The organism is Martelella endophytica (assembly GCF_000960975.1).
GTDB lineage: Bacteria > Pseudomonadota > Alphaproteobacteria > Rhizobiales > Rhizobiaceae > Martelella > Martelella endophytica.
In genome coordinates this window covers 362,528-389,064 of record NZ_CP010803.1, presented here as the reverse complement: position 1 = coordinate 389,064, position 26,537 = coordinate 362,528, and the positions used below count along the sequence as shown (strand labels likewise).

General features: G+C 63.3%; 34 protein-coding genes and 1 pseudogene. 17 read left to right on the top strand and 18 right to left on the bottom strand.

Annotated features, from left to right (window positions below):
* Positions 1 to 304: 304 nt before the first annotated feature.
* Both bcsA and TM49_RS01785 read left to right on the top strand, forming a co-directional pair.
* The gene (gene bcsA / locus TM49_RS01790) at positions 305 to 2,497 is read left to right on the top strand and encodes a UDP-forming cellulose synthase catalytic subunit (RefSeq protein ID WP_045679279.1); all 2,193 of its coding nucleotides are present in this window, start codon (positions 305 to 307) and stop codon (positions 2,495 to 2,497) included.
* The gene (locus tag TM49_RS01785; RefSeq protein ID WP_052699662.1) at positions 2,497 to 4,833 is read left to right on the top strand and encodes a cellulose biosynthesis cyclic di-GMP-binding regulatory protein BcsB; all 2,337 of its coding nucleotides are present in this window, start codon (positions 2,497 to 2,499) and stop codon (positions 4,831 to 4,833) included. Before bcsA ends, TM49_RS01785 begins: the two co-directional genes overlap by 1 nt.
* Before the next feature lie 30 nt (positions 4,834 to 4,863).
* Here the strand turns inward: TM49_RS01785 and TM49_RS01780 are convergent, their stop codons facing one another.
* The 6 genes from TM49_RS01780 to TM49_RS01755 form a co-directional block, all read right to left on the bottom strand.
* Entirely contained in the window at positions 4,864 to 5,787 is a 924-nt protein-coding gene (locus TM49_RS01780; protein WP_045679278.1) for an ROK family protein, read from the bottom strand.
* A 241-nt stretch (positions 5,788 to 6,028) separates the two neighbouring features.
* The gene (locus TM49_RS01775; protein WP_045679277.1) at positions 6,029 to 6,517 is read right to left on the bottom strand and encodes a GAF domain-containing protein; all 489 of its coding nucleotides are present in this window, start codon (positions 6,515 to 6,517) and stop codon (positions 6,029 to 6,031) included.
* Between the two features lies 1 nt (position 6,518).
* Complete coding sequence (locus TM49_RS01770; protein WP_045679276.1) at positions 6,519 to 7,265, bottom strand: ABC transporter ATP-binding protein; 747 nt, start codon at positions 7,263 to 7,265, stop codon at positions 6,519 to 6,521.
* Complete coding sequence (locus tag TM49_RS01765) at positions 7,265 to 8,089, bottom strand: ABC transporter ATP-binding protein (protein ID WP_045679275.1); 825 nt, start codon at positions 8,087 to 8,089, stop codon at positions 7,265 to 7,267. Before TM49_RS01765 ends, TM49_RS01770 begins: the two co-directional genes overlap by 1 nt.
* On the bottom strand, positions 8,086 to 8,982 hold the full coding sequence (locus TM49_RS01760; RefSeq protein ID WP_045679274.1) for an ABC transporter permease: 897 nt from the start codon (positions 8,980 to 8,982) through the stop codon (positions 8,086 to 8,088). Before TM49_RS01760 ends, TM49_RS01765 begins: the two co-directional genes overlap by 4 nt.
* Entirely contained in the window at positions 8,979 to 10,058 is a 1,080-nt protein-coding gene (locus TM49_RS01755) for an ABC transporter permease (protein ID WP_045684601.1), read from the bottom strand. The genes TM49_RS01760 and TM49_RS01755 overlap by 4 nt, the downstream gene beginning before the upstream one ends.
* Positions 10,059 to 10,180: 122 nt before the next feature.
* Between TM49_RS01755 and TM49_RS01750 the strand changes: the two genes are divergently transcribed.
* Positions 10,181 to 10,819, top strand: a complete 639-nt coding sequence (locus TM49_RS01750; RefSeq protein ID WP_045679273.1) for a helix-turn-helix domain-containing protein — start codon at positions 10,181 to 10,183, stop codon at positions 10,817 to 10,819.
* A 2-nt stretch (positions 10,820 to 10,821) separates the two neighbouring features.
* Positions 10,822 to 12,402 carry an ABC transporter substrate-binding protein gene (locus TM49_RS01745; protein ID WP_045679272.1) on the top strand — a complete coding sequence of 527 codons (1,581 nt, stop codon included), beginning with the start codon at positions 10,822 to 10,824 and terminating at the stop codon, positions 12,400 to 12,402.
* Positions 12,403 to 12,804: 402 nt separating this feature from the next.
* Here the strand turns inward: TM49_RS01745 and TM49_RS01740 are convergent, their stop codons facing one another.
* The 11 genes and pseudogenes from TM49_RS01740 to TM49_RS01700 all read right to left on the bottom strand — a co-directional run bounded on the left by TM49_RS01740 (position 12,805) and on the right by TM49_RS01700 (position 18,387).
* Positions 12,805 to 13,812 (bottom strand): tyrosine-type recombinase/integrase, encoded by a 1,008-nt coding sequence (locus TM49_RS01740; protein ID WP_045679271.1) that lies wholly within the window; start codon positions 13,810 to 13,812, stop codon positions 12,805 to 12,807.
* Positions 13,813 to 13,829: 17 nt separating this feature from the next.
* Positions 13,830 to 13,964, bottom strand: a pseudogene (locus TM49_RS24020) (excisionase family DNA-binding protein); the annotation flags it as partial.
* A gap of 9 nt (positions 13,965 to 13,973) precedes the next feature.
* Positions 13,974 to 15,092: a DNA polymerase III subunit beta gene (gene dnaN / locus TM49_RS01735; RefSeq protein WP_052699661.1), complete on the bottom strand. Its 1,119-nt coding sequence runs from the start codon at positions 15,090 to 15,092 to the stop codon at positions 13,974 to 13,976.
* Positions 15,079 to 15,381: a hypothetical protein gene (locus TM49_RS23275; RefSeq protein ID WP_144409439.1), complete on the bottom strand. Its 303-nt coding sequence runs from the start codon at positions 15,379 to 15,381 to the stop codon at positions 15,079 to 15,081. The genes dnaN and TM49_RS23275 overlap by 14 nt, the downstream gene beginning before the upstream one ends.
* Positions 15,378 to 15,641 carry a DUF2312 domain-containing protein gene (locus TM49_RS01725; protein WP_045679269.1) on the bottom strand — a complete coding sequence of 88 codons (264 nt, stop codon included), beginning with the start codon at positions 15,639 to 15,641 and terminating at the stop codon, positions 15,378 to 15,380. The genes TM49_RS23275 and TM49_RS01725 overlap by 4 nt, the downstream gene beginning before the upstream one ends.
* Positions 15,642 to 15,652: 11 nt before the next feature.
* The gene (gene ssb / locus TM49_RS01720) at positions 15,653 to 16,120 is read right to left on the bottom strand and encodes a single-stranded DNA-binding protein (protein ID WP_045679268.1); all 468 of its coding nucleotides are present in this window, start codon (positions 16,118 to 16,120) and stop codon (positions 15,653 to 15,655) included.
* 11 nt (positions 16,121 to 16,131) lie between these two features.
* Positions 16,132 to 16,782: a hypothetical protein gene (locus tag TM49_RS01715; RefSeq protein WP_045679267.1), complete on the bottom strand. Its 651-nt coding sequence runs from the start codon at positions 16,780 to 16,782 to the stop codon at positions 16,132 to 16,134.
* Positions 16,782 to 16,997, bottom strand: a complete 216-nt coding sequence (locus tag TM49_RS01710; protein WP_045679266.1) for a hypothetical protein — start codon at positions 16,995 to 16,997, stop codon at positions 16,782 to 16,784. Before TM49_RS01710 ends, TM49_RS01715 begins: the two co-directional genes overlap by 1 nt.
* Positions 16,998 to 17,153: 156 nt before the next feature.
* On the bottom strand, positions 17,154 to 17,405 hold the full coding sequence (locus TM49_RS23270; RefSeq protein WP_144409437.1) for a hypothetical protein: 252 nt from the start codon (positions 17,403 to 17,405) through the stop codon (positions 17,154 to 17,156).
* On the bottom strand, positions 17,402 to 18,025 hold the full coding sequence (locus TM49_RS23755) for a hypothetical protein (protein WP_179945012.1): 624 nt from the start codon (positions 18,023 to 18,025) through the stop codon (positions 17,402 to 17,404). Before TM49_RS23755 ends, TM49_RS23270 begins: the two co-directional genes overlap by 4 nt.
* A 65-nt stretch (positions 18,026 to 18,090) precedes the next feature.
* Positions 18,091 to 18,387, bottom strand: coding sequence for a hypothetical protein (locus TM49_RS01700; protein WP_045679265.1), 297 nt, complete (start codon positions 18,385 to 18,387; stop codon positions 18,091 to 18,093).
* 246 nt (positions 18,388 to 18,633) lie between these two features.
* Between TM49_RS01700 and TM49_RS01695 the strand changes: the two genes are divergently transcribed.
* Positions 18,634 to 18,867, top strand: a complete 234-nt coding sequence (locus TM49_RS01695) for a hypothetical protein (RefSeq protein ID WP_144409435.1) — start codon at positions 18,634 to 18,636, stop codon at positions 18,865 to 18,867.
* Between the two features lie 40 nt (positions 18,868 to 18,907).
* Here TM49_RS01695 and TM49_RS01690 read toward each other — a convergent pair whose 3' ends face one another.
* Positions 18,908 to 19,246: a helix-turn-helix domain-containing protein gene (locus TM49_RS01690; RefSeq protein WP_052699660.1), complete on the bottom strand. Its 339-nt coding sequence runs from the start codon at positions 19,244 to 19,246 to the stop codon at positions 18,908 to 18,910.
* A 93-nt stretch (positions 19,247 to 19,339) separates the two neighbouring features.
* Between TM49_RS01690 and TM49_RS01685 the strand changes: the two genes are divergently transcribed.
* From TM49_RS01685 to TM49_RS01640, 12 genes are all read left to right on the top strand, one after another.
* Positions 19,340 to 19,555: a YdaS family helix-turn-helix protein gene (locus TM49_RS01685; RefSeq protein WP_045679263.1), complete on the top strand. Its 216-nt coding sequence runs from the start codon at positions 19,340 to 19,342 to the stop codon at positions 19,553 to 19,555.
* Positions 19,552 to 19,719: a hypothetical protein gene (locus TM49_RS23590; RefSeq protein WP_158498594.1), complete on the top strand. Its 168-nt coding sequence runs from the start codon at positions 19,552 to 19,554 to the stop codon at positions 19,717 to 19,719. Before TM49_RS01685 ends, TM49_RS23590 begins: the two co-directional genes overlap by 4 nt.
* Positions 19,720 to 19,957: 238 nt before the next feature.
* Positions 19,958 to 20,413: a hypothetical protein gene (locus TM49_RS01680; protein ID WP_045679262.1), complete on the top strand. Its 456-nt coding sequence runs from the start codon at positions 19,958 to 19,960 to the stop codon at positions 20,411 to 20,413.
* Between the two features lie 2 nt (positions 20,414 to 20,415).
* Positions 20,416 to 20,685 (top strand): hypothetical protein, encoded by a 270-nt coding sequence (locus TM49_RS01675; protein WP_045679261.1) that lies wholly within the window; start codon positions 20,416 to 20,418, stop codon positions 20,683 to 20,685.
* Positions 20,682 to 21,338: a GcrA family cell cycle regulator gene (locus TM49_RS01670; RefSeq protein WP_045679260.1), complete on the top strand. Its 657-nt coding sequence runs from the start codon at positions 20,682 to 20,684 to the stop codon at positions 21,336 to 21,338. The genes TM49_RS01675 and TM49_RS01670 overlap by 4 nt, the downstream gene beginning before the upstream one ends.
* Complete coding sequence (locus TM49_RS22500; protein ID WP_052699659.1) at positions 21,335 to 21,721, top strand: HNH endonuclease; 387 nt, start codon at positions 21,335 to 21,337, stop codon at positions 21,719 to 21,721. Before TM49_RS01670 ends, TM49_RS22500 begins: the two co-directional genes overlap by 4 nt.
* On the top strand, positions 21,718 to 22,002 hold the full coding sequence (locus tag TM49_RS01660; RefSeq protein ID WP_045679259.1) for a hypothetical protein: 285 nt from the start codon (positions 21,718 to 21,720) through the stop codon (positions 22,000 to 22,002). The genes TM49_RS22500 and TM49_RS01660 overlap by 4 nt, the downstream gene beginning before the upstream one ends.
* The gene (locus TM49_RS01655; RefSeq protein ID WP_045679258.1) at positions 21,995 to 22,399 is read left to right on the top strand and encodes a hypothetical protein; all 405 of its coding nucleotides are present in this window, start codon (positions 21,995 to 21,997) and stop codon (positions 22,397 to 22,399) included. Before TM49_RS01660 ends, TM49_RS01655 begins: the two co-directional genes overlap by 8 nt.
* Positions 22,390 to 22,551 carry a hypothetical protein gene (locus tag TM49_RS23585; protein WP_158498593.1) on the top strand — a complete coding sequence of 54 codons (162 nt, stop codon included), beginning with the start codon at positions 22,390 to 22,392 and terminating at the stop codon, positions 22,549 to 22,551. Before TM49_RS01655 ends, TM49_RS23585 begins: the two co-directional genes overlap by 10 nt.
* Positions 22,541 to 22,855 carry a hypothetical protein gene (locus TM49_RS01650; protein ID WP_045679257.1) on the top strand — a complete coding sequence of 105 codons (315 nt, stop codon included), beginning with the start codon at positions 22,541 to 22,543 and terminating at the stop codon, positions 22,853 to 22,855. The genes TM49_RS23585 and TM49_RS01650 overlap by 11 nt, the downstream gene beginning before the upstream one ends.
* 5 nt (positions 22,856 to 22,860) lie before the next feature.
* Complete coding sequence (locus TM49_RS01645; protein ID WP_425283282.1) at positions 22,861 to 25,233, top strand: DNA cytosine methyltransferase; 2,373 nt, start codon at positions 22,861 to 22,863, stop codon at positions 25,231 to 25,233.
* Positions 25,230 to 26,471 carry a DUF7146 domain-containing protein gene (locus TM49_RS01640; protein WP_045679256.1) on the top strand — a complete coding sequence of 414 codons (1,242 nt, stop codon included), beginning with the start codon at positions 25,230 to 25,232 and terminating at the stop codon, positions 26,469 to 26,471. The genes TM49_RS01645 and TM49_RS01640 overlap by 4 nt, the downstream gene beginning before the upstream one ends.
* The last annotated feature ends 66 nt before the right edge of the window (positions 26,472 to 26,537 follow it).

Here is a 26,537-nt window from a genome sequence, read left to right as displayed (position 1 = left end):
AGATGGACAAGCTTCAATGCATATTGCACAAGCTCGGAAAAATCCGTTTTGGAAAACAAATCTTAGTTTTCTGGGATTTATTGTCCTCGTGCCGCGCCAGTGACTTTGGCCGTCGGCAAGGGTTCTACGGCGTGATTGATTGCCACCCGGCATGTCCGGAGGCGCGAGGCGCGGCATACGGAATGGTTCGGCGCAACGGCGCGCGTCCCCGAAACGGGCGATGCCGGGAGAATGCGCAGTTTCAAAGTGTTAGGACGTCTTTGCGGGCCGAAGGGTGCCGGCGTTCTGGGAAGGGTTTCGCCTGATGCGTAAGGCCGCAATCGTTGTCTTCTGGATCATCGCCTCGATTTTCGTGCTCGGGCTTGTCACGCTGCCGATCGACCTGCGCACGCAGATCGTGGTCAGCGTCGTCGCCGTGGCGGTGATGACGGTGCTGAAGCAGATGCATGCGGAAGGCAACTGGCGCCTGATCGCGCTCGCCTTCGGCACGTCCATCGTGCTGCGCTATGTGTTCTGGCGCACGACCAGCACGCTGCCGCCGATCACCGAGCTGCAGAACTTCATTCCCGGCCTGATCATCTACATCGCCGAAATGTTCTCGGTCTGCATGCTGGCGCTCAGCCTGTTCGTCGTGTCGCTGCCGTTGCCGGTGCGTCCGCGCTGGGGCAAGCTTGAGGGCGAGCTTCCCTATGTCGACGTCTATGTGCCGTCCTATAACGAGGACGCCACGCTTCTGTCGAACACGCTTGCCGCGGCCAAGGCGATGGACTACCCGCCCGAGAAGCTGAAGGTCTATCTGCTCGACGACGGCGGTACGGAGCAGAAGCGCAACTCGAAGAACCTTGTCGAGGCGAGCCTTGCCCAGACCCGTCACCGGGAACTCCGCCAGCTCGCCGCCGAACTCGGGGTCGGTTACATCACCCGCGCGCGCAACGAGCACGCCAAGGCGGGCAATATGAACCACGCGCTGCAGCACACGACCGGCGACCTGATCGTCGTCTTCGATGCCGACCATGCGCCGACCAATGATTTCCTGCAGGAAACCGTCGGTTACTTCCTTGAAGATCCCCGGCTGTTCCTGGTGCAGACACCGCACTTCTTCATCAATCCCGATCCGCTGGAACGCAACCTCAGAACCTATGAGCTGATGCCGAGCGAGAACGAGATGTTCTACGGCATCATTCAGCGCGGCCTCGACAAGTGGAACGCCTCGTTCTTCTGCGGCTCGGCCGCCGTTCTGCGCCGCGAGGCGCTGAATTCGGTGAACGGCTTCTCCGGTGTGTCGATCACCGAGGACTGCGAAACCGCCGTCGAACTCCACTCCAACGGCTGGAACAGCGTCTATGTCGACCGGCCGCTGATTGCCGGCCTGCAGCCGGCGACCTTCTCCTCCTTCATCGGCCAGCGCAGTCGCTGGGCGCAGGGGATGATGCAGATCCTGCGCTTCAAGTTTCCGATCCTGCTCAGCGGCCTCACCATACCGCAGCGCCTCTGCTACATGTCGTCGAACCTGTTCTGGCTGTTCCCGTTTGCGCGCGCCTCGTTCATGATCGCGCCGCTCTGCTACCTTTTCTTCGGCCTGCAGATCTTTGACGCCTCGGGTGGCGAGTTCCTGGCCTATACGCTTTCCTATCTCGTGGTGAATATCCTGACCCAGAACTACCTCTTCGGTCAGTTCCGCTGGCCATGGATTTCCGAGCTCTACGAATACATCCAGACAGTGCACCTGATGCCGGCCGTGGTCTCGGCAATCCTCAATCCGAAGAAGCCGTCCTTCAAGGTGACGGCGAAGGATGAATCGATCGAGTTCAGCCGGCTTTCGGAAATCAGCCGGCCGTTCTTCATCATCTTCTTCATCTATGTCGCGGCCTGCGTGATGATGGTCTACCGGCTTTATGCCGAGCCCTATCTTGCCGGCGTGACCTGGGTCGTGGGTGGCTGGAACTTCCTCAATCTGTTTCTGACGGCGGCAGCTCTTGGCGTTGTCTCGGAGGCCGGTGAACGGCAGAAGGCACGGCGCGTGAAGATGTCGCGTCGCTGCGAACTGGTGATTGGCGACAGCGTCTACCGCGGCACGATCGAGGATGTCTCTACAGATGGCGCCGGCCTGCAGGTGCAGGTACGCGATCTCGACAAGCTGCGTCCCGGCACGGCAGCGCGCCTCAGGGTCGAGCCACTGAAGGGTGGCGATCCGGGCGAGGTGCCGGTGATGATCCGCCATGCCCGCTCGCTTGGCGAACTCGCCATGGTCGGCTGCCGCTATGCGCCGGTCAATAGCCTGCACCACAGCGTCATTTCCGATCTCATGTTTGCGAGCTCCGATCGCTGGCAGCAGCTTCTGCAATCCCGCAAGAACGATCCGGGCACGGTGGTCGGAACCTTCTGGTTCATCAAGACGGCGGTCCGGCAGATGGGTCGCGGCATGAGCTATTTCATCGGCAAGGTTCAGCCGAATACCGGTGGCGGTGGCATTGCTCGCGCCAAGGGGAAGGGCTGATGAAACAGATTGCTCTCCTCTTCGCCGCGGCTCTCCTCGCCCCGCAGATCGTGCTTGCCCAGAGCCCGGCGCCGGCACGACCGCCCGTGGCGCCGTTTTCCATGGGCTCTGACGGCTCCGGGCCACCGCCCGCAGCTGTAGATGATCCCGTCTATTCCGCCCCCGCGCCGGAAGCGCCGGAAGAAATGCCGTTCTTCCGCTATGTCATCCCGGCCGACGAGATGCGCATGGAAGGCGAGAATGTCGACCGCGCATGGTCGATGTACCTGACGGAAGCGCAGGCGGCGGCCCCGGCGAAATTCAACATCGGCTACCAGAACTCGATCTTCACGGCGCCGGAATTCTCGACGCTGACGATTTCGATCAACAATATCGAAATCGCAAAGCCGCCGCTCGATGCCTCCGAGCGCAAGGCCGATCTGCGCTTCGACATCCCCGAAGGTGTCCTGAAGCCGGGCTACAATCTCGTCTCCTTCAAGATCAAGCAGCGTCACCGCACCGATTGCGACCTGGACTCGACCTATGATCTTTGGACCGATATCGATCAGGAACGGACATTCCTGATGTTTACCGATCCGAACGCCGCGCTGCTGTCGCGCACTGATGACATTCGCGCTGTCGGTGTCGACGACATGGGCCGCACCCGTTTCCACATCGTGGCGCCGGCAATCGGCGATCCGATCACGGCCGATCCGCTGGTCGAGCTGTCACAGGGTCTGGCCCTGCTCGCCGACATGCCCAACACGATGTTCACCTATTCTAAGTCGGCCCCGGCAACGTTTGAATCCGGCGTCCTGCCGGTCTATGTCGGCACGCCCGCCGAACTGCGCCCGTTGCTCGGCGATGCGCTTCCCGATATCGGCACCACCCAGACGGCCCGGTTCGTGTCGAGCGACAAGCTCGGCCAGAGCGTTCTGGTGCTGGTGGCGCCCTCCTGGCAGCGCATCGGCCCGCTGGTCGACGGCATCACTCAGCCCGCCGCCCGCACCGCCGCGGTCAAGGACGAAGCCTATTCGACCCATGGCTGGCGCAAGCAGGATACCCAGCTTCTGACCGGCAAGCGGGCGCTCACCTTCGAGCAGCTCGGTATCCCGACCCAGGAATTCTCCGGCCGCGTCTTCCGCGCGCAGTTCGCCATCGGCCTGCCTGCGGATTTCTACGCCAATGCCTATGGCGAGGCCCGGCTTCTGCTGGATGCCGCCTATGGCCCGTCCGTGCTGCCGGGAAGCCGGCTGCATGTCTTCGTCAATGACCAGCTCGCCGCGACGTGGCCGATCAGCACCGTCAACGGCGCCGTGCTTCGGCGAACGCCGGTGACCTTCACCATGCGGCACCTGAAACCGGGCGTGAACAAGATCGTGCTCGAGGCGGCGCTCCTGACCAAGGCCGATGCCGAGTGCCTGCCGGGTGCCACGGCCGACACCACGCCGCGCTTCGCCGTGTTCGACACCAGCGAATTCGATATGCCGAATTTCGGCCGTGTCGCGCAGGTTCCGGATCTCTGGGCGACGAGCGGTACGTCCTTCCCTTACGCACGGCACGAAGACCGCATTCCGCTCTATCTCGACCTGCTGAACCCGGATACGCTGGCGACGGCCTCGAATTTCGTTGGCAAGCTCGCCAATGCGGCGCGCCACCAGATCCCTGTCGATGTCGTGCAGTCGATGGACGATGTCGGCGAAGGGGATGCGATCTTCATCGGCAGTATCGGCCAGATACCGGCGCAGGTGCTGAACCAGACCAAGATCTCGCAGACCAGCCGAAGCGTGTGGACCCAGCAGGTGGGTGGCGAGGCCAATTTCACCGAGGGGCCGGAAACGACCATCGAGGAATGGGACGAGGCCGTGACCGCCGGGTGGTACAACTGGATTTTCGAGGTCGAAAAATACCTGAAGCGCAATTATGACCTCTCCTTCGAGACCCTGCGCTTCCTGCCGCGGCCGGACGAGGAATACCTGCCGCCGAACTCGATCTCGATGATCATTGCCCAGGAGCCTAGTCCGGACGACGATGGCGCCTGGACCCTGATCGCGGCGCCGTCCTCGGAAAACCTTTCGAACGGCATGGAGGCTTTGACCAAACGGCAGCACTGGGATGCCGTCCAGGGCCGGATCACCACCTATAACCGCAATACCGGCGTCATCGACAATGTCGGCATGGGGGCGACGGTGTTCATCTTCGACACGCCGTTCTCGATCCGCAACATCCGGCTGGTGCTGACCAACTGGTTCTCCACCAACACGATGTCGTTCTCGCTGGCCCTGATCATCGGCACGGTTCTGCTGGGCATTGCCACCAAGTCGATGCTGACCCACTTCGGCCGCTACGAGGACTGACGGATGTTTGGCCGGCGCGCCGCGCCGGCCTCAGCCCTCCGACAACTTCTGCAGACCGATGATCCCGGCGCCCGTGAGCCCCGGCTCCTCGCCGCTTGTCGCGGGAACGACGAGCGGCCGGTCGAATTGCCAGAGCGTCAGTGGTCGCACCGCGGCGTCGATTGCGGCGACGAGCGCGTGGTCGCGGGCAAGTCCGCCGCCGGCAGGCACGATCGTCGCGCCGGTGATGTTGACGGTGAGCGCCAGCGGACCGGCGATGATGTCGAGATAGACGTCAAGGGTGCGGGTCGCGGCCGGCAGGCCGGCGCGCCAGTCTTCCAGGATGGCATGCGAGCTCTTGTCCTCGCCGCTCAAATGGGCGTGCAGACGTTCGATGCCGCGCGCGCCCGCCACCGTGTCGAGGCAGCCCGAAAGGCCGCAGCCGCAGGCAAAGTGCGGCACCTCGACCGGCGGCGTGCCACCGCGCAGCGCCGTCACCGGCCCATGCCCCCATTCGCCGGCAAATCCACCCCTGGCATTCACCAGCCTGCCATCGGTGACCAGCCCGCCGCCGACGCCGGTCCCGAGGATGATGCCGAAGACGATGTCGTGGCCCTGTCCCGCGCCGGACACCGCCTCGGCGACGGCAAAGCAATCGGCGTCATTGGCAACGAAAACGGGGATGCCGAGCCGCGTCGCCAGGTCGCCGGAAAGATCCGTACCGTGGATCGCCGGGATGTTTGCGACGATCATCCGTCCGGTTTCGGGGTTGACGACGCCGGCAAGCGAGATCGCGACCGCGGCCGGCCGCACAGGCTCCGCGTCGCAGATGCCGGCGAGCCGGGTGAGGAAGGCCTCGCGATCGCGGGCGGGTGTGTCGAAGCGGGAGACAGGGCCGGCACGGCCGTCTGCGGACACCTTTGCCGCGCGCACCGACGTGCCCCCGATATCGAAACACAAAACAGAGGAGGTCATTCTGGAAGCCTTTCGTGGGAAAGGCATTGCTAGCGATGATCGGCTCTCTGTGCAAGCCTGCGCCGGAGGCTGGCGGGCGATGACGGCGCGCCTCCGGCCAGCATGCGTTTGAGCGAGCTGACCGGAGACGCCGGAAACATGTGCGCTTATAACCAGTCATCATGCATGGTCGGGTCCGACACCAGTCGAAAAACGGCCTGTGCGTCCCGGTCAGGTGGCGTGGACAACCCTTCCGGCGCCCTCAACTGTTCGCGATCAGGACCGCGAGCTGAGCGGGGATGGTGAGGTCGCGCACGATCGCGGCGACGCGTTCAGGCGTGTAGTGATCCGTCTCGTGCAGCATGTTGACGGTCGCGACGAGCTCGCCGCCGAGGATGACCGGCAGGTTGACGACAGACTGGCAACCGAGCGAATCGATCAGCTTGTAATCCGGAAATACCTTGGCGATGTCCTCGATCGTGTTGGCGACGAAGGGGCGGCGTTCGATATGGACGATATCGAACCAGGCATCGCGGTGGATCGGCTTTGTGCCGGTTGCCGGATAGGACTTCGGATCACTGGTATAGGCGCGGCGCGCAAGGCCCGCCTCCATGTCCACCGTCATCACGGTGAACAGCTTGACGCCGACGGTGGCCTCGGTCAGCCTCTGGAGCGTGGCGAAAGCTTCATCGCCGGTTTTAGCGGCCGCGATGTCGATGGCGAAGCGGGCAAGCGCCGTCTCGGTGGTCATGTCATTGTCCTTCGGTATGTCCGCCGCTCGCCGCATAGAGCTCGCGGGCGTATGGGTGGGTCAGGGTGCCGGACTTGAGCTTGTCGACGCCGGCGATTTCGACGATCCGGCCGCGGCGCATCACCGCCAGACGGTCGCAGAGGAAAGAGACGACCGGCAGGTTGTGGGTGACCAGCAGGAAGGTGAGGTTTTGCTCCGCGCGCAACCTCTTCAAAAGGTTCAGAATTTCCGCCTGCACCGAAACGTCGAGCGCCGAGGTCGGCTCGTCGAGGAGCAGCACCTTCGGCTCCAGCATCAGGGCGCGGGCAATCGCCACGCGCTGGCGCTGGCCGCCGGAAAGCTGGTGCGGATAGCGGAACCGGAAGCGCCGGTCGAGGCCGACGGCGGAAAGCATCGCCTCCACCCGTTCGGAACGATTGCCGATGCCATGGACGGCAAGCGGCTCGGAGAGCGTCGCATCGATGGTCTTGCGCGGATGAAGCGAGCCGTATGGGTCCTGGAAGACCATCTGGCAGGTGCGGGCGAAACTCCGGTCGAGGCTCTTGCCGCGTGGCTTGCCGAGGACGGCGATATCGCCGGACCAGTCCGGCACAAGGCCGGCAATGGCACGCAGGATGGTCGATTTGCCCGAACCGCTCTCACCGACAAGGGCAAAGCTCTCCCCCTCCGCGACGGTGAGCCCGGCGCCGAAGACGACCTTGGTGTCGCCATAGGCGATATCGACATTGGTGAGGGAAAGCGCAGTCATCACGTGTCTCCCCGTTCCAGCACCGGCAGGAAGTCCCGGTCCTCGTCCATGCGCGGCATCGCCGCCAGCAGCCCGCGCGTATAGGGATGACGCGCTTTCGACAGTTCGGACGCCACGCATTCCTCGACGATCTCGCCGGATTTCATCACCAGGATGCGGTCGCAGTAGCGCGAGACAAGATCGAGATCGTGGCTGATCAGGATCAGGCCCATGCCCTTGTCGCGAACCAGCCGGTCCATGATGTCGAGCACCTGACCCTGGACGGAGACGTCGAGCGCCGAGGTCGGCTCGTCGGCAATCAGCAAGTCCGGCTCGGGGATCAGCATCATCGCGATCATCACCCGCTGGCCCATGCCGCCGGAAATCTCGTGCGGATAAAGGCCCATCACCCGTTCGGGATCGTCGATCCTGACCGATTCCAGCATGGCGATGCTGCGCTTGCGGATTTCGCGACGGGAGAGCGAAAAATGCGCGGCCAGCGCTTCGCCGATCTGGGCGCCGATGGTCAGCACCGGGTTCAGCGAGAATTTCGGGTCCTGCATCACCATCGAGATGCGGGCGCCGCGGATCTTGCGCATCTGCCGGTGCGTCTGCGACAGGATGTCGATGTCTTCGAAATCGAGACGATCGGCGGTCACGCGACCGGGCGGGGCGATCAGCTTCAGGATCGAGCGGCCGGTCATCGATTTGCCGGAGCCGGATTCGCCGACGATGCCGAGACGTTCGCGGCCAAGCGTGAAGGACAGCCCCTTCACCACTTCGACGCGGCCCTTGTGGGTCGGGAAGGAGACGCGGAGGTTTTCGACATCAAGCAGCGCCGTCATCGTCCCGCTCCCTGTTTCGGATCGAGCACATCGCGCAACCCATCGCCGAGGAAGCAGAAGCCGAGGCTGACGACGAGGATCGCGAAGCCCGGCATGGTCGCCACCCACCACTGATCGAGGATGAAGGTGCGGCCCCGCGAGATCATTGCACCCCATTCCGGCAGCGGTGGCTGCGCGCCGAGACCGATGAAGCCGAGGCCCGCCGCTGTCAGGATGATGCCGGCCATGTCGAGCGTGACGCGGATGATCATCGAGGAGGTGCAGAGCGGCAGGATATGGCGGAAGATGATCCGCGAAGAAGAGGCGCCCTGCATGCGCACGGCGTCAATGAATTCGGAGCTGCGAAAGGTCATCGTCTCGGCGCGGGCGATGCGAGCATAGGCCGGCCATGCGGTGATCGCGATGGCGATGATGGCGTTCTCGATGCCGGGGCCGAGGGCGGCGACGAAGGCAAGCGCGAGGATGAGCTTCGGCATTGACAGGAAGACATCGGTGATGCCCATCATGATCCGGTCGGTCCAGCCGCCGAAGTAGGCGGAGACCGCCCCGGCGATGAGGCCGATCGGCGCGGAGATGACGGCCACCAGGGCCACGATCATCAGCGTGATCCGGGCGCCGTAGATGACGCGGGAGAGAATGTCGCGGCCAAGTTCGTCGGTGCCCATCCAGTGTTCCATGCTCGGCGGCTGCAGCCGCTCGCCAAGCGACTGGCCGAATGGCGAATAGGGCGCAAGCCACGGGGCGAACACGGCCATGACGATCAAAAGCAGCACGATCGCCAGTCCGATGGCGGCGAGCGGGTTGCCTAGCAGGGCGAGGCCGGCGCGGTAGGTGGCGCCAAGGCGCGCCTGCAGCCGCGAGGTTGGGGAATCGGCAAGAAGCCAGTCGGTCATCGGCGGGCCCTCGGGTCGATGACGCGGTAGAGCACGTCGGATAGTTTGTTGATCAGGATGAAGACCGCGCCGACGACGAGCGTGGCGCCAAGCACGGCATTCATGTCGGCGTTCAGGAGCGCGGTCGTCAGGTAATTGCCGATGCCGGGCCAGGAAAACACCGTCTCGATCATCACCGAGCCCTCGAGCAGGCCGGCGAAGGAGAGGCCGATCACGGTGATCAGCGGCACCAGGATCGGCCGGAAGGCATGGCGCCAGATCACCAGCCATTCGGCGACACCCTTGACCCGGGCGGTGGTGACGAAGTCCTGGCCGAGCTGGTCGAGCATGAAGGAACGGGTCATCCGGGCGATATAGGCAAGGCTGAAGAAGCCGAGCACCGAGGCCGGCAGGATGATGTGCGAGATGGCGTTGAAGAAGATGTCGGTATCGCCGGCGATCAGGCTGTCGACGAGAATGAGGCCGGTCACCGGCGGCACCAGGCCGTCATAGAAGATGTCGAGCCGGCCCGGCCCGCCGACAAGGCCGAAGCGGGCGTAAAACAGCGCGAGACCGACGAGGCCGAGCCAGAAGGCGGGCACCGAATAGCCGAGCATGCCGATGACGCGGATCACCTGATCGAGCGGCCGGCCGCGATGGGCGGCGGCATAGACGCCCATCGGTACACCGAGCAGGACGCCGATGATGATGCCGAGCGTCGCCATTTCGAGCGTTGCCGGAAAGAACCGTGCGAGATCGTCGGAGACCAGGCGGCCGGTCGAGACCGAGCGGCCGAAATCGCCGGAGAGCACATTGACGACATAGTGGAAGAACTGCACCGGCAGCGGCTGATCGAGCCCCATCTGCACCCGCGCCGCCTCATAGACCTCCGGCGTCGCGCGATCGCCGACGACCGAAAGCACCGGATCGATCGGGATCACCCGGCCGATGAAGAAGGTGATGGCGAGAAGGCCGAGAAAGGTGAAGGCGATGGTGACCAGCACCGAGGCGATGGCGCCCGCCATGCGTCCGCCGCGCTTTGCGCGCGAGGGACCGGCGATGGTCTCGTCTGTCGGGCCGTCGGGCTCAAAACTCACGTCGGACATTTCCCTCGGGTTGTCGGAGGCTTTGCAGCGCTGAAGCGCCGCGGCGGGAGATTTTCGCTTGGATGATACAAGTATTTTTGCTTAGATCAAAAAAATTTCGATGAGGTGTGCTCATGCGCGACGCGCTGGCCCCCGCCGGGGAGGCCATTCAACCGCAGGTCGGATCGATCATCCGGGCTCGGCGGCAGCAGCAGCAGATGACGTTGACGGCGCTCAGCCAGGCATCCGGCGTTTCCGTCGGCTATCTGAGCCAGGTCGAGCGCGATCATGCCGTGCCCTCGCTCGGCACGCTGGCCCAGATCGCCCGGGCCCTCGACGTCGGCATCGACTATTTCATCGCGACGCCGGCGCCGCGCGACGCGCTGACGCGGGAGGGCGAGCGCACCAAGTTTTCCGTTGATGGCTCTTCGGTGATCTACGAGCGACTTGGCGCCGATTTCCCCGGCAACACGCTTTCCTCCTTCCTGATGACCGTGCCGCCCGGCTACCGCTCGGAGGTGGTGAGCCACGAGGGTGAGGAGATCATCTACGTGCTGGAGGGATCGATCACCCAGCGCGTCGACAACGAGGAAATGATCATGTCGGCGGGCGACAGCCTGCATTTCCGCGGCAGTCAGCCGCATGCATGGTCGAACCACACCGACAGGCCGGCGAAGCTTCTCTGGGCGGGCACGCTGGCACTCTTCCGTTCCAATGCCGCCCCAAAACCAGCCGCACCGACGGCGAAACCGAACCAGAAAGAGGAGAACTGACCATGAAACTCTTCCGCACCGCATTGCTTGCGGCGGCGCTGACCCTGCCGATGGGCGCTGCCTTCGCCGACACACCCGACAACATGCTTGTCGTGGCGCAGAACATCGACGACATCGTCGCGATCGACCCGGCGCAGGCCTATGAATTCACCTCGGGCGAGCTCGTCACCAACACCTATGACCGGCTGGTGCAGTATGATGCCGAGGACCCGACCGTGCTTGCCGCCGGCCTAGCCAGCGAATGGACGGCTGATGACGCGGCCAAGACCATCACCTTCACGATGCGCGACGGCGCCACTTTCACCTCCGGCAATCCGGTGCGGGCGGAAGACGTGGTGTTTTCGCTCGGCCGCGTGGTCAAGCTCAACCTGACGCCCGCCTTCATTCTCACCCAGCTTGGCTGGACGCCGGAGAATGTCGACGAGATGGTCACCGCCGACGGCAACACCGTCACCATCAAGTATGACGGCGACTTTTCCTCCGCCTTCGTGCTCAACGTTCTCGCGGCCCGCCCAGCCTCGATCATCGACGAGAAGGAAGTGATGGCGCATGAGACCGATGGCGACATGGGAAATGCCTGGCTGAACGCCAATTCGGCCGGCTCCGGCCCCTTCAGCCTCGCCGACTATCGTCCGGCCGAACTGATCCGTCTCAATGCCAACCCGGATTATTTCAAGGGCGCGCCGGCGATGACGTCGGTGATCATCCGCCATGTCGCAGAATCGGCGACGCAGCAGCTGCTGCTGACCTCGGGTGACGTCGATATCGCCCGCAACCTGACGCCGGACCAGATTGCCTCGATCGAGGGCGACGGCATCAAGGTCGAGACCTTCCCGCAGGCCGCCGTCCACTTCCTCTCCTTCAACCAGAAGACAGAGGCGCTGCAGCCTGAAGCCGTCTGGGAGGCCGCACGCTACCTCGTCAACTACGAAGGCATGACCGACAGCTTCCTGAAGGGACAGATGGAAATCCACCAGGCCTTCTGGCCGAAGGGTTTCCCGGGTTCCTACGATGAGAACCCCTATACCTACGATCCCGAGAAGGCGAAGCAGATCCTCGCCGATGCCGGCGTGGAAACGCCGATCGACGTGACCCTCGACGTCATCAATTCGGCGCCGTTCACCGACATGGCACAGTCGCTGCAGGCAAGCTTTGCCGAAGCCGGCATCAATTTCGACATCATCCCCGGAACCGGCGCGCAGGTCATCACCAAATACCGCGACCGCACCCATGAAGCGATGCTGCTCTACTGGGGGCCGGACTTCATGGACCCGCATTCGAATGCCAAGGCCTTCGCCTACAATTCGGACAATTCCGACGACACCTATCAGGCAACCACCACCTGGCGGAATGCCTGGGCCGTGCCGGACGACATGAACAAGGAAACCATGGCCGCGCTTTCGGAATCCGATCCGGAAAAGCGTCTCGACATGTATGTCGACCTGCAGAAGAAGGTGCAGGAGAATTCCCCGATCGTGATCATGTTCCAGGCGGCCTACGAAGTCGCCATGCAGGATGATGTCGATGGCTACGTCAACGGTGCAACATCGGACTTCGTGTTCTACCGGCTGGTGACGAAGTAATCTTCCGGGGCCGTCGCTATGATCGCGACGGCCCCGACGGCACTTGGCGCGCTATGCTTCTCTTTGGGTGAACGGCTGAGGTGAGGAGTGCCGCAGAGGCCGCCACGGGCCTCTGAGCGCCATCATGCAAAAGGGCCCCCGCATTGGCGGAAGCCCTTCAAAATCAAAGAATTGGATGGTGGGCGTGACAAGGATCGAACTTGTGACCCCTACGATGTCAACTTTCAGGCCCTACCTGAAAGCCCCGTATTTTCGGGAAAAGGGCACTACACCAATGGGTGTTTTCGGCATGATGTGCGTCTTTTGTTCCGATTTCTAGGTTCGCCGAACCTGAGGGGCACTACGTAACTCTTGCATATTAGCAAATGTCAAAATATGGCACCGCTTTCCCATTTCGCAGCACTAGATCACATTCAAAGAGTCGGCCAGTTTCCGCAGATGTGTCGGCGAGAAGCGGGCATAGATGCGGGTTGTGGTCTTGACGTCGTCATGGCCGAGGTATTGCGCGATCTCATCCATCGAATGACCGTCCTCGGCCAGCCAGACGGCCGCAGAGTGGCGCAGCATGTGCGGTGAGACGTCCGGGCGGCCGATGGCCTTGCCGGCGGCCTTGAGGCCTCGCTTGATCGACTTGACGGGTTTGCCGGCCCATTCGACGACGAACGGTGTCAGCGCTCCGGCCTTTGCCTCGCTGAGCGCGGCCATCAGGGTATCGTTGATCGGCACGGTCGCGCGACCCTTGCGCCGGCCGCGATCGAAGGGATTGCGGAGCATGATCATCCGGCGGTCGAAGTCGACCCGATCCCATGTCAATTGCAGGGCCGCTTCGTTGCGGGCACCGGTGGCGATCATCAGGATGATGGCGAGGCGTACATGCGGGGCTTTCGCCGCGTCACGCAGAGCGACGACTTCGGACCTCGTCAGGAAATCTGATTTCGGCTCTGGCTTTGCCGGGCGCTCGATGGCCGGAGCCTTGGCGATCAACCCATGCTTTGCGGCCCAGAGCAGCACCATGCGCAGATGGCCAAGCTCGGTGTGAATGGTGCCGTCGGAAATGCCCTCGGGCTGGCGTTTTGAGACCTGGGCGCGGCGCTCTGCTACGTGTGCGCGGCAATCGGCGATCGAGATTGCCTCTGCTTCCATCGCGCCGAAGCGATCCTTCAGCGCTTTCCACGTGTGCGCCATGGTGCCGGTGACGGCGCGGCCTTCCATGTCGACCAGATAGCCGGCCCAGAGGTCGGCGACCGTCGTGCCTTTCGGCCGCGTCAGTTCGGCAAAGAGCGAAGGTGCCCGTCGAGCCGCCTCTTGCGGGTCTGCGGTTCCAAGGCGGTACCGGCGTCTCGTTCCGTCCCGCTCGTCCCATGTGAGGCAGAACTCGCCTCGCAGTCTTGTAAGTCGCCAGTCCGGCATTCGATAGCCTCTACTTCTTCGCGCCTGATCCTTAGCAACTTGCCACCAAGCCGGAAGGCGTGCAACTCGCCTTCGGAAATCATCTTGCGCACCTGGCGCTCAGAACACTGCCAGCGTTCGGCGAGCGTTGCGGGGGTGAATACCTCGTTCATGACCTCTCCTCACACTCTCATCATCATGACGATGACGATATCGTCGTCGTGGCCGTCCGGGCTGGTGATCTCGACGCGGTCGCCGCCTTTGGTGCGCCGCATGGTGACCCGCGAGCCCGGGATATGATCGAGAGTGGCCGCGAGGTAGCTCTGGTTGATGCCGACGCGCTCTTCGAAGCCGCACTCGATTTCAAGCTCGTCCGTGGCATCGCCGGCGTCCGGGCTCGCCATCTCGACCGACAACGTCCCTTTCCCGAACTGAAGAACTGCAGCGCGGCTCATTTCGCTTGCCACCAGACCGACCCGCTTGACCGCCTCGGCAAGCGCCTTGCGGTCAGCCGTCGCCTCGAGGTCCATGCCAGGCAGGATCATCCGGTTATAGTCGTGATAGGTGGCGTCGATCAGTTTCGAGCTGATCGACTTGCTGCCCATGCCGATGCTGATGCGGCTGTCGTCGATCGCGACCTGAAGCGTTCCGGCTTCTGGCAGTGCCTTTGTCAGGATCGAGACCGTCTTGTCGGGGATGATGGCTGCCGGCAGGTCCGACGGGCTTTCGCCGGCGTCGATGATGCGGCGGGCCATATAGTGGCCGTGGGTTGCCACAAGAGCGATGTCGTGTTCCCTGCGGTCGATGAAGACGCCTTTCAGCATCTCCCGACTATCGTTGGCCGGGGCGATGGCGAAAGCGGTATCGATCAGACCCTGCCGGAATGCGGCTGCATCGAGTTCGAACGGCTTTTCGCGGATCTCGGGAAGAGACGGGAAGTCTGTCGCGGGCAGGACCGGAACCCGAAAGCGGGACCGTCCGGAACGTACCACGACCTCATGGAGGCCACCGGACTTGTCCGGCTCGGCCGTGACGCTGATTTCGGAGCCGCCCATGTTCTTGACGATCGACGTCATCAGCTGCGCCGGGACCGTAAAAGCCATGAAGCCCTTGTCGATCTCTGCGGCGAACTTCACAGTGATCTCGATATCGAGGTCGGTCGCGCGCACACGCAGGTGACCTTTCTCGCCACCTTCCTCGAAGAGAACGTTGGCGAGGATCGGGATGGTGTTGCGACGCTCGACGGCGCCGCGGGCCGTCTCCAGTGCGGAGAGCAGTGCGGATTTCTCAGCTTTGAACATTAAGCATGTCCTTCTGGTGAAGCGCCTCGATGCGCATGAGCGATGCCGGGGAAATGAGATCGGCATAGGGGGGGGCAAGCTTTTGCAGAAGCTTAAGGGCGTCCTCGGTCTCTCCGCGTGCAATCAGGCGCGCGAGCTGCTCGATGTCTTGTCCGGCGTCATCGATCGCGCTGAGTTGTCTACGGGCGCATTCCTGCCGAATATCTTCGTCCGAAAGCGCTTCGAGCACGTCCTCACGATCAATCTCGACATCAAAGTGGAAGACCCGCGTTACTTCTCTGGCCATCACTCATCCTCCGGCGCGGCGAGCATGCCGAGCGCGATCATGTAGGTGTCGAGAACGGCCTCTTCCTCCATGCGCTCCTGTTCATCCTTCTTGCGCAGCGCGATGATGCGCTTCAGGGCTTTTGTGTCGAAGCCGGTGCCCTTGGCTTCGGCGTAGACATCGCTGATGTCGTCGGCGATCGTCTTCTTTTCCTCCTCGAGGCGCTCGATGCGCTCGACGAAGGACTTCAGCTGGTCGCGGGCAATGCTGTGTGCATCTGACATGGTGCTTCTCCTCAAAACGGGATGTCGTCGTCGAGATCGTTGCGGGACGGGATGTCGCGCGGCGTGTCGCGGCTCGTATCGCGGCCGTAACTGCCGGGATCGTCGGCAGGCGGCGGGCGGTTGCCGCCATTGCCGTCGAGCATCTGGAGCGTGGCGTTGAAGCCGTTCAGCACGACCTCGGTCGTGTAGCGGTCCTGGCCGTCATTGCCCTGGTATTTGCGGGTCTGGAGCTGGCCCTCGATGTAGACTTTCGCGCCCTTCTTCAGGAATTGCTCGGCGACCTTCGCCAGCGGTTCCGAGAAGATGACGATGCGGTGCCACTCGGTGCGTTCCTTGCGCTCGCCGGAGTTCCTGTCGCGCCAGCTTTCGGAGGTGGCGAGCGACAGGCTGGCGATCTTGCGGCCGTCCTGCGTTGTGCGGATGTCGGGATCGCGGCCGAGGTGGCCGATGAGGATGACCTTGTTGACGGAACCTGCCATATCGCCCTCCCTCAAGCGCCTGCAGCGAAGGCCGACTGGATCGGCAGCTGACTTAGCATCTCGTTGAACCGTTCCTCGGCCTTCATCGCCGGCCAAGGGGTGATGGCGCCGCGCGTCTTCGGCGGGCGCCTGTCTCCGCTGGCCATGTTACGGGCGGCGTGTTCACCGAAGAGGGCCGCGACCTCGGCATGCAGCATGCGGTTGTCCATGGCCGCGACCGTCATCGTCTGGCGGGCCGTCCAGTTTTCGGGAAGCGGCAGGCCGGCTGCGAAGTAGATAGCCTCATCCCACTTGCGCTTGATCTTCTCGATCGCGTACCGAAAGGCCAAGCTCGGGTTTTCCGGCATGGATGAGAGCACGCCAGCGATGAGCTTTTCGGTCGTCCGGGTGATGTCGCCGATCAGGTGTTCGTGGGCGTCATGCAGCAGAAAGAGCGCTGCGGTCAGTTCATCGCCGCCTTCCTGAAGGATCGCCTCGGCGCCCATGACCGAATGCTGCGACACCACATAGGCAAGGCCGGAATTGGTGCCGTTGAAACGGGCGATCTTCGACAGCCCGGACGCGATCTCGCCAAAGCGGATTTCGGCGGGGTCGGGCGCGGCGAGGTCCATGACGGAACCGTCGGGACGGAAAGCGTAGACAGGTTTTTCGGCAAGGCGCATCAGTCTTTCTCCAGTCCGTCCGGATGAACAGCGTGTTTTGTGGTGGGGAGGCGGCGGGCCTTTTGGGTGCGCCGGCTGAAGAGGCGGAACACCACGGCCGTCACGGCAATGACGGCCACGATGTAGAGGGCGCCGAAGACGATGCTGCCGATGATGAAGGCAGCCGACTGGGCGAAGGCGGAGAGGGTCGAAACCAGTGCGACGATGGCATCCATGGCGTTACACTCCGGCCGCCGCCGCCAGCGTCGCCTCAAGGGCGAGGAGCTGGCAGGCGGTGAGGGTCGCAAGGATGGCTGCGCCGACGATGAGGGCCGGCCAAGTGGCGCGGCGCATGGCGGCGCAATCGGCGTGGGTAAGAGGGTGGCGGGCGGTCATGTTCGCCGCCTTTCCAGTTTTCCAGAAATGCGCTCTTTCCACGTAAGGCGCAGAGAACTTCCGGATCGTTCATCCGGGCCAATCTCGATAACTGTCACCGCCGCATGATTGAAGGTGCTATCAGCGTCGTAGCATCTGGATTTTGCCACAGACCAAGCCGCTTCTTCATTTTCGGCGTCGATGTCGAATACTTCAAAGCCTTTGCTCGATATGAACCAGCTGTGGATGACAGCGACGTAGTGTTTCATGCGTCACCGCCTTTCGGCGCCGTATCTTCCCCGGCGTTGATCGTCTCCTCGTTGCGCATCTGGCCGAACATCCAGACAGACGGCCATGCCTCGTGGCAGGTCATCCAGTCGGAAAGGACATCGTGCAGGCGCGTGGTCAGTGCCGCCCGCTGTTCTGCGGACCCGCCGATGTCGTATCCGTAGCCGTCGCCTTCCGGATCGGCGAGGTCTTCATTTTGAATGCAGAACAGGTCGAGGATGTCGTCGGCATCCGGTAGGCTGGGTTCGGCCTTGACGGCTTCGAGGATGGTGAAGGGCCTGTTGCCAAACTCACGGCGGCCCTCTTCGATGGCGGCCTCGCGCGTTGCGGCGGGACCGGACATTCGTTCGGTGCAACTGCCGTACCACCATTGCCATACGGGCTCTTCTGGTTCTTCTTTGCCGCGGTACTTCATGCCGCAGAACGGGCAATGACTGGCGACGACCGTGATGGCCTTCTTCTTGCCCCTGCCGGTTTCGATCTGTTCGGTGGCAATGTGCGGGCGCGCGTCGTCGACCCAGCCGAAAAACAGGTCCGGCGCGATCCGAGTGTTCCTGTCCTTCAGGAGATCATCAAAGGTTTCAATGCAATTGCAGGTCATGGCGAACCTCCGTTCCGTTCGGGATGCCGGCTCGCGGGGAGCCGGACACCGGAGCGGAACGGGGGTCAGTTGCGGCCGGACGAGCCGCCTGATGGCGGAATGCCCAGGTTTGCGAAAGCTGCATTCGCTATCGCCGGGCCCTGTGGCTGGAGCCGTTCAGCCTCGTCGAGAAGGAGCGCGATCGTGTTGGCCGCGCCTATGTTATGGCATGCGACCCGCAGGTAGTTGCGGAGCACCTCCTCGGCGTCGCCGCAGGCCTCCCTGACGTCTTCGATCGTACCGCGGCGCTTCGTATCCTCGGCAGCCACGGCCTTGGCGCCCAGTTGGCCAACTTCCGAATAGGAGAGATATCTCGGCTTCATTGCTCTTCCTTCCCGTGGGGTAAGGCCGCCGACAGCCGAGGGGTGGGGGAGCTGTCGGCGGCTGGGTCTCAGGCTCGGGGATTGGCCTGATGAGAAGAGAATATAAGTGCAGCTGAAATTTTATGTCAAACGAAAAATAAGTACCACTTAAGTTACGGCGACGGAACGTTCAAAAGAGAGCCGCAGGCTCGTGGTGGAAAGCCGCACAACGAAATGGTATGTTTCAGGAAAGTAATGGGGGATCATATGAAAACAAAACAGCACTTTACCGAGCAAGGGGTTCTCGGTGTTTTCTGCTTGTTTTTAGGACCAATCGTGACCGCGGGCGGATGGTACCTAGCGCTGAAAAATAGCGGACAAACCTATGGAGACTTGCCGCCGATTGTTTCGGCAATGGTCATATTGGGCGGCGGTTTTATCTCGCTCGCCTCTATCCCGCTGATGCTTGTTGGTCGGGAATTTACCAGCAGCGACGGATAGACGGCACACTGCGTGCCGATGCTTTCAGGCTGAGTTTCGATCAGCTCGCCTTGCCGAGCAGAAACCTGGCGTAATCGACGATCTGCTGTTGTCGTGCAGGATCCGCCTTCATGGCGTCTTCCCATATCGACCACATTGCATTTTCCTCAAGCGGGTTGCGCATTAGGAGGTCGCCTGGATTGCATCCGAGCGCCCATGCGTAGGCCTCAAGCGTAGAATCTGTGAAACCCTGCTTGCCGTTTTCCAACTGCGAGACGCTGCTGGCCGACACGCCGATGCGTGAGGCGAGCTCTTCCTGCGTGAGGCCTCTATGTTTGCGCCATTCCTTGAAAAAATAGCGCGGCCGCTCTTTTTTGAAATTGGGGGTTACGGTTTCCATTCTCTGATTTTAGCTCACCTTAAAAACGGCGCCATTCGACCCGACTGAAAATTCAGCTTGACTTAACTTCAGTGGTGCTGAATATTTTGGGGCATGGAACACCTGCTCGCATATCTCAATGCTGAACGTGGACGCCGCGTCGCCCTTGCGATGCAGCTCAATCTTCAGCCGTCCGCCATCTCTCAGTGGAAGGTCGTGCCGCCTACGCGCGTTCTCGCGATCGAGGCGAGAACCGGGATTTCCCGGCACCTTCTCCGTCCAGACATCTACGGCGACATTCCGGAAGGCTCGCAGGAGGCCGCCGAATGATGGTCCGTGTCACGATCGCCCTGATGGCGTGGGCTTTTCTGATGCCGATGCACTGGCCTTATGCCGCCTTCGCCATTGGCGCGATCTGGCTGGTGTGGTCGGTGCGCGAATTCATCGGCGGCTTTCGCATGGGGATCGACGAGATGACGCGGGGGCGGGAATGACGCCACGCGTTTCGACCATTTGCCTGCCGCGCATCGGGCGTTCCTCCTCCCCGCCCGTGGGAGATGCGCGGCCGTGTCCCCGCCTGTCCGCGTCTTCCGGGCGGGCGGGGATGCTTTCGAGTGGTTCTTCATGCTGGCCGTCTCCGTGTTTCGATGGCCCGACGCTATCGCCGCGTAAGGCGGCAATCACCGAAGAGTTTTCCAAAAAGACTTCCTTGACCTGACGGGAGACGGTTCCTTGCGCGCGATTTCGGACGAAGACGGCAGAAAGCTGAAGGCGGCGACGCGGCGGGCGGTGAAAGCCGCCGGCGGTGGCGACGCGCTTTCGCTGACAACCCGCGTTTCCGAAGGGCAGCTTTCCAAATACGGGCTTGCCTCCGAGGATCATCAGGACACCTACATTCCGCTCGATGTCGCGCTTGAGGCCGACCGGGAGGCCGGCTCGCCGATCATCGCGGCGGCGCTTGCGGCAGCGCAGGGCTTTCGCCTGGTACCCGAAGACGCCGAGGATCCCGCGCAGGGGCTCGACTATCGCGACGTGACGACCGTGGGCGTCGCCTTTTCCAGCTTTCAGTCCCGCATGCATGAGGCGCTTTCCGATGACGGGAAGGTCGACGAGGGCGAGCGCCGCGCGATCCTGCGTGACTTCGACCGGCTGATGCGGGCGCTGTTCCAGATCATGGGGAGAGTTTGAGCATGAGCCTTGCCTCCTGGCTGATTTCGCACGGACCCGACACGACCGTCGACCTGCTGGCGCGCTGGTCGATCGAGAGCGGCCGCGACTGGCGCAGCGCCGAGCGGCTTCAGGTTGCCCGGCCGGTGCGCCGCGCGCGCATATTCCACGAGGGAAAGGCGGCGGCCAAGCCGACCTGCCGGCTCGTCGATGCGTGCGGCTACAATTACTGCGAGGCCTGCGGCGGTAATGACTTTCAGGACGTGCCTTTCACCTGCGGGGTGGCGGTATGAACTGGGCGACGGAAAGGCTGGCAGCAGCGGCGGAGATGAAGCGGGCGGGGCATTCCTATGCCGAGATTGCGGAAGAATTCGGCGTCTCGCGCTCGGCCATTGCCGGGATCGCCAAGCGCAACCGCGATCTTTTCCCGCCCGAGACGCAGGCCGCGAAGCAAGCCGAGGCCGAAGCGGTGTCTGCCTCTGCGCGGTTTCAATGGACCGATGCGCTGATTGCGCAGGCGGCGCGGCTGAAGGGCGAGCGGCGCTCGGCACGGGAAATCGGACGGCAGCTCGGCTGCAGCCCCTCCTGCGTGACGAAGATGATGGCCGCGCATCCGGAGCTGTTTCCGCGAAAGAAGGTTCAGGGGTTGAAGCGGCCGCAGAAGGCCAAGCAGGCGAAACCCTCGCCGCGGCTCGCCGGTCTGGCGCTGCCCGCCAAGGCCTCGCATGTGCCTGGCGCTGGCCGCGACCTTTCGAAGTTCGTCGCCACCGATGCCGCACCGAAGACCATGCTGTCGGTCGGCAACTATGAATGCCGGTTTCCGCTCGTGGCCTTCGATGCGGCGGACGGGCCGGATGTGCCGGTCTGCGGTGCGCCGGCGAAGGACGGCAAGAGCTGGTGCCCGGCGCATTGCGATGTCGTGTTTGCGGCGAGGGATGCGGCATGACCTTCGACGAGGACGATATCACCCGGTTCATGCGCTACGTCGACAAGCTGCCGAACGGCTGCTGGTTCTGGACCGGCGCACGCTCGCGCGGGAAGGGCAATCGTAAATGGTACGGCTCGTTCCGGGTGAAGGGCAAGGTCGTGCGGGCGCATCGCTTTGCCTGTGATGCCATCGGCGGGAACACGTTGAAGCGCGGTGAGCATCGCGATCACACCTGCTGCTTCTCGCTGTGCGTGAACCCGGATCATCTCGAAATCGTCAGTCGCGAAGAGAACCAGCGGCGCAAGATGGCGCGGAAGGTCGGTGCGGCACTGCCGGAGGATTTATCCGCCACTACGCTGGCCGGCGGGCTGTTTGGGCCTGGGCAGGAGGCGGCGGAATGAGGGGCTATCCGTGGAAGGTGGGCGAGAAGGCGGTTTGCATCGATGACCGATGGTTCGATGACGTTCCTGAGTATGCGCCGAAGAAGGGCGATATCCTCACGGTTGCGGCGGTAAGCGTGGAATTCATCGTTCCAGTCGGAGACGTTCTTCTCCTGTCATTCAATGAGATCGGTTGGGATTGGCAGGCGGCGGCGTTCCGCCCGCTGGCGCGGCAGGCACCGGATATCTCGGTTTTCACGGCCATGCTGAAGCCGAAGACGCTGGAGCCCGTCGATGGCTGAGCAAAAGCGCTTCTATGTCATCACAGACGATGCGCCCTGGGCCTGCCTCGCCGTGTTCGGCATCGGTCTCTACGGGCTGCCGGACTGGGCCGAGGTCGTCGACACGTCTCAGGGGATCGATGCAATCCCGTCCGGGTCGCGCTACCGGGCCTGCTGGCACTTCGAGACATCGAACAGCCGATACATGCAGCGGCTCGTGACCGAGCGATGGGCGGCCCGCGAGCTGATCGCCGCCACCGAAGAATTCATGGACCGCCTCGAGACGAAGATTGCAGAGCGCGATCGTGTGCCGAGCGGACCTGCCGACGACACGATTTCCGGCGTCCGCGCCGACGTGGTCATCGTCGACGAGCATCATCACCAGCCGAAACGGGAAAGGGCGAACAAATGGCATTGATCGAACTGAACTCCGACTGGACGAAGCGCGAATTCGGCGTGTTTGACCTGGCGCGCGATGCCTGGCGGGCGCTGACCGATGCGGAGCGGCGGGAGGCCGAGGCGCTTCATCGGGAAAAGCTGGAAGAGCGGAGGAAGGCCGATGCGGCGTGAGCGGACACCGATCCTGCTGGTTGTCGCCGCGAGCCGCCACGAGGCCGCGCGGGCGATGGAGGCTCACGGGCTCGATTTCGGCTGCATGGAAAGCATCCGGATCGTGACGGATGCCTATCTGCTGCGGCGCTGGTCGTCAGGGACGCCGTATATCACGGCCTTTCGTGAGACGTGGGGCTCCACGGCCGAGACCAGAATGCTTGATGACGTTCTGACGCTCCGGACGCGGTGCCATGAACTGCGCCCAGCGAACGATCGCGATCTGGGGCCGTTGATGCGGCCAGTGCGGGAGGCTGCAGAGTGAAGACGATTGATGACCTGCTTGGCGCACATGTCGTGGCGGCGCCACGGAAACGCAAATTTGACCACGGTTTGCCGCTGATCGTCGACAGTTTCGCCGGCGGTGGCGGCGCGTCGACCGGTATCGAGATGGCGCTGGGGCGCTCGCCCGATATCGCCATCAACCACAATCCGGTGGCGCTCGCCATGCATGCGGCGAACCATCCGGACACGCTGCACCTGTCGGAAAATATCTACAAGGTCGATCCGCTCGACTATGTGGCAGGGCAGCATATCGGCCTCGCCTGGTTCTCGCCGGACTGCAAGCACTTCTCCAAGGCCAAGGGCGGCAAGCCGGTGGAGCGGAATATCCGCGATCTGGCGCATATCATCCCGTTCTGGGTGGATCGCATCCAGAAATCGGGCGGCAAGATCGACGTGATCATCATGGAGAACGTCGAGGAGTTCTCGACCTGGGGGCCGCTGATGCGGACGGACAAGGGCGAGGTGCCGGATCCCGAACGCAAGGGAGAGACCTTCCAGAAGTGGTGCAAGCGGCTGCGGCGGCTTGGCGGCAAGCTGGAGATGCAGGAATTGCGGGCCTTTCGCTACGGCGCACCGACCATCCGAAACCGGCTGTTCGTGATCATCCGGTTTGACGGCCGGCCGATCGTCTGGCCTGAGGAAACGCATGGCGAGCCGGATGATGCTGGCGTGTATTTCGGGCAGAAGCTGGCATGGCGCACGGCGGCGGAGATCATCGACTGGTCGTTGCCGTGCCCGTCGATCTTTGACACGTCGGCTGAGATCAAGGCGAAATATGGCGTCGGATCGGTGCGGCCGCTCGCGGACAACACCGAGGCGCGGATCGCGCGGGGTTTTGCGCGGTATGTGCTAGAGGCGGATGAGCCGTTTCTGGTCTCGATCGCGCATGGCGATAGCGGCGGGCGACGGGAATATCCACTCACCGATCCTTTCGGCGTGGTGACGGCCGGCGGTATATCTCATTCGCTCGTGACACCATCTGTCGTGCGGTTCAATTCCGGCGCGACGGGAAGCCCCGTCGATGCGCCATTGCCGACCATCACCGCCAACAGCTTCATCAAGCGCCCGGGTGGCGCTGCGCCGCTGGGCGTGATTGCGCCAATGCTCTCGGCATTCTATGGGCCAGGGCAGGGTGGTAAATGCAGGTCGGCCAGCGTTGGGGAACCGTTGCGGGTTGTGACGACAGAGAATCGTCACGCCTTGGTGTCTGCCTTCGTTTCCCGGCAATTCGGTGCGTCGGTAGGGCACGGCATGCAGATGCCGTCCGCGACCGTAACGGCCGGCGTCAACAAATCCGCCCTCGTAACGCCGCACCTGATGAGCCTGAAGGGCAAAGAGCGGCGCGACAGCATCGTGACGGCGCCGCATCCGACGGTGCTGGCGGGCGGCGGACATTCGGCGGTTATCGCGCCGGTGCTGACCTATGCCCAGCAGGGCGGTGGCGCGCGGACGGTGACTGTGCCGCACCACACGATCTGCGCCAGCCCGAAGGACCAGAACGCGATCATAGCGCCAACGCTGGTGCAGACCGGCTATGGCGAGCGGGCGGGACAAGAGCCGCGCGCGCTCGATCCACGGAAGCCGCTCGGCACGGTCGTCGCCGGCGGCGTCAAGCACGCGGTTGTCATTCCCTCGCTCGTCGGCTGCGGTGGCAGGGCAGGGCAGAGCCGTCCACGTGGCGGCGATGAGCCGATGCATACCGTGACGGCCAAGGCGGACACTTGTGTCGCCGCCGCCTTCGTGGCCCAGCACAACAATGACAGCCGTCGTCTCGGTGGCGTCAATCCCGGCCGAAGCATGAATGAACCCATTTCGACGGTGACGGCCTCCGGGGCGCAGCAGGGCGCTGTTGCGGCCTATTGCGCCAAGTACTTCGGAACCGGCGATGGCGCGACATATGACGGCCCGCTGCACACGGTGACGACGAAAGACCGGTTCGGCCATGTCCAGGCTTCGATCGACGCACCACCCTTCACCGAGGCGCAGGCCGGCAGGGCGCGCAAGGTGGCGGCATTCCTGCGCAGGCATGGGTTCTGGATGCGGAGGGGCAAGACAAGGGCCATGCGACGGGACTTCCGCCGTCGCGGCAGGTTCGTAACGCTGGCGATCGGCGGGGCGACTTTCGTCGTGGTCGATATCGGCATGCGGATGCTGACGCCGCGCGAACTGTTCAACGCGCAAGGCTTTCCGGAGGATTACGAGATCGACCGCGGACCGGACGGAAAGGCGTTTACGAAATCGCAGCAGGTCTCGGCCTGCGGGAATTCGGTGTGCCCGCCGGTCGCGGCCGCGCTGGTGGCGGCGAACTGCGGGCATTTGCGTGCCGACTTCGAGCCGATGATGGTGGCGGCGGAATGAGCGACGTTATCGACGCTTTCATAGCCGAAGCGCGCGCAATCACCCTTGCCGACTATGCAGGGCGGATCGGTCGCGTGCCCGTGCGGGGCTCGGAATGGACCGGGCCTTGCCCGACCAACAGAGGAACGGACGGCTTTGCGGTCAATCCCGGTAAGGGCGTCTGGAACTGCCGGAAGTGCGGGCAGGGCGGGCATGATGCGATTTCGCTGGCGGCGCATGAGCATGGGCACGATCTGAGGGACCGGACCGGCTTTCTTGAGGCCTGCGCTGCGGTGCTGGATCGCGATATCCCGGATCCGGCCCAGCGCGAGACCGATGAGGAGCGGGCCGCGCGCGAAGAGCGGATGGCGGATGCGCGGGCGAAGGCTGCGCGCCAGGCCGAGGCTCATGCCGAACAGCAGAACCAATATCGGCAAAAGGCGGTGACGAAGGCGCGCGGGCTCTATTTCAACGCCTCGATCGTGACCGGTGCGGCCGGGCGAGTGGTGCGCGACTATCTCCGCCTGCGCTGCGGCGCGGAGATGGATGAATCTGTGTTCGACAACATCCGTTTCGATGACCGGCACACCTTCTGGCACGACGAAGACGAATTCGGCAATCCACTGTCTCTTCATGTCGGGCCGGCCATGATCGCGCCCTATGTCGATCTCGATGGCGCCGTGACCGGCTGCCACGAGACATGGATTGATCTCGGCCGCGCGCCGAAATACCGGCCGCTGCTCACTTGCCCGAAGAAGGGCCGGCCGCTTTCCGCCAAGAAGATGCAGGGCGCGAAGAAGGGTTCCGTCATTCCGGTCTGCGGCGATCTTTCGGCGCGGCGGTGGGTGCTGGCCGAGGGGATCGAGAATGTCGCGGCCGTGGCCGGGCTCGAATTCTTCCGCGCCGACACATTCTATGGCGCTGCCGGCGATATCGGCAATCTCTGCGGCCCGGCCGAGGGGCGCGAGCGGCATCCGACATTGACGATGACCGACAAGCGCGGGCGCGCCCGCGCCGTGACCATCCCCGGACCCCTGCCTAAGGCCGGGCTTGCCCCTGGCGAATGCCTCGACGTGCCCGACCATGTCGACGACCTGGTGCTTGTCGCCGATGGCGACAGCGAGCCTGTCGAGACCGCCTTTGCCATGGCGCGGGCCGAGCGGCGGCTTTCGCGGCCGGGGCGTGCCGTGGTGACCGTCTGGCCGCCCGAGGGCGCCGGCGACTTTTCTGAACTGATGATGGAGGGGGCCGATGCCTGAGACCAAAAAGAAGAAGGGCGGGCTATCACCTGAGGCGGAAGAGGCGATTGCCAAACGTGCGCAGGC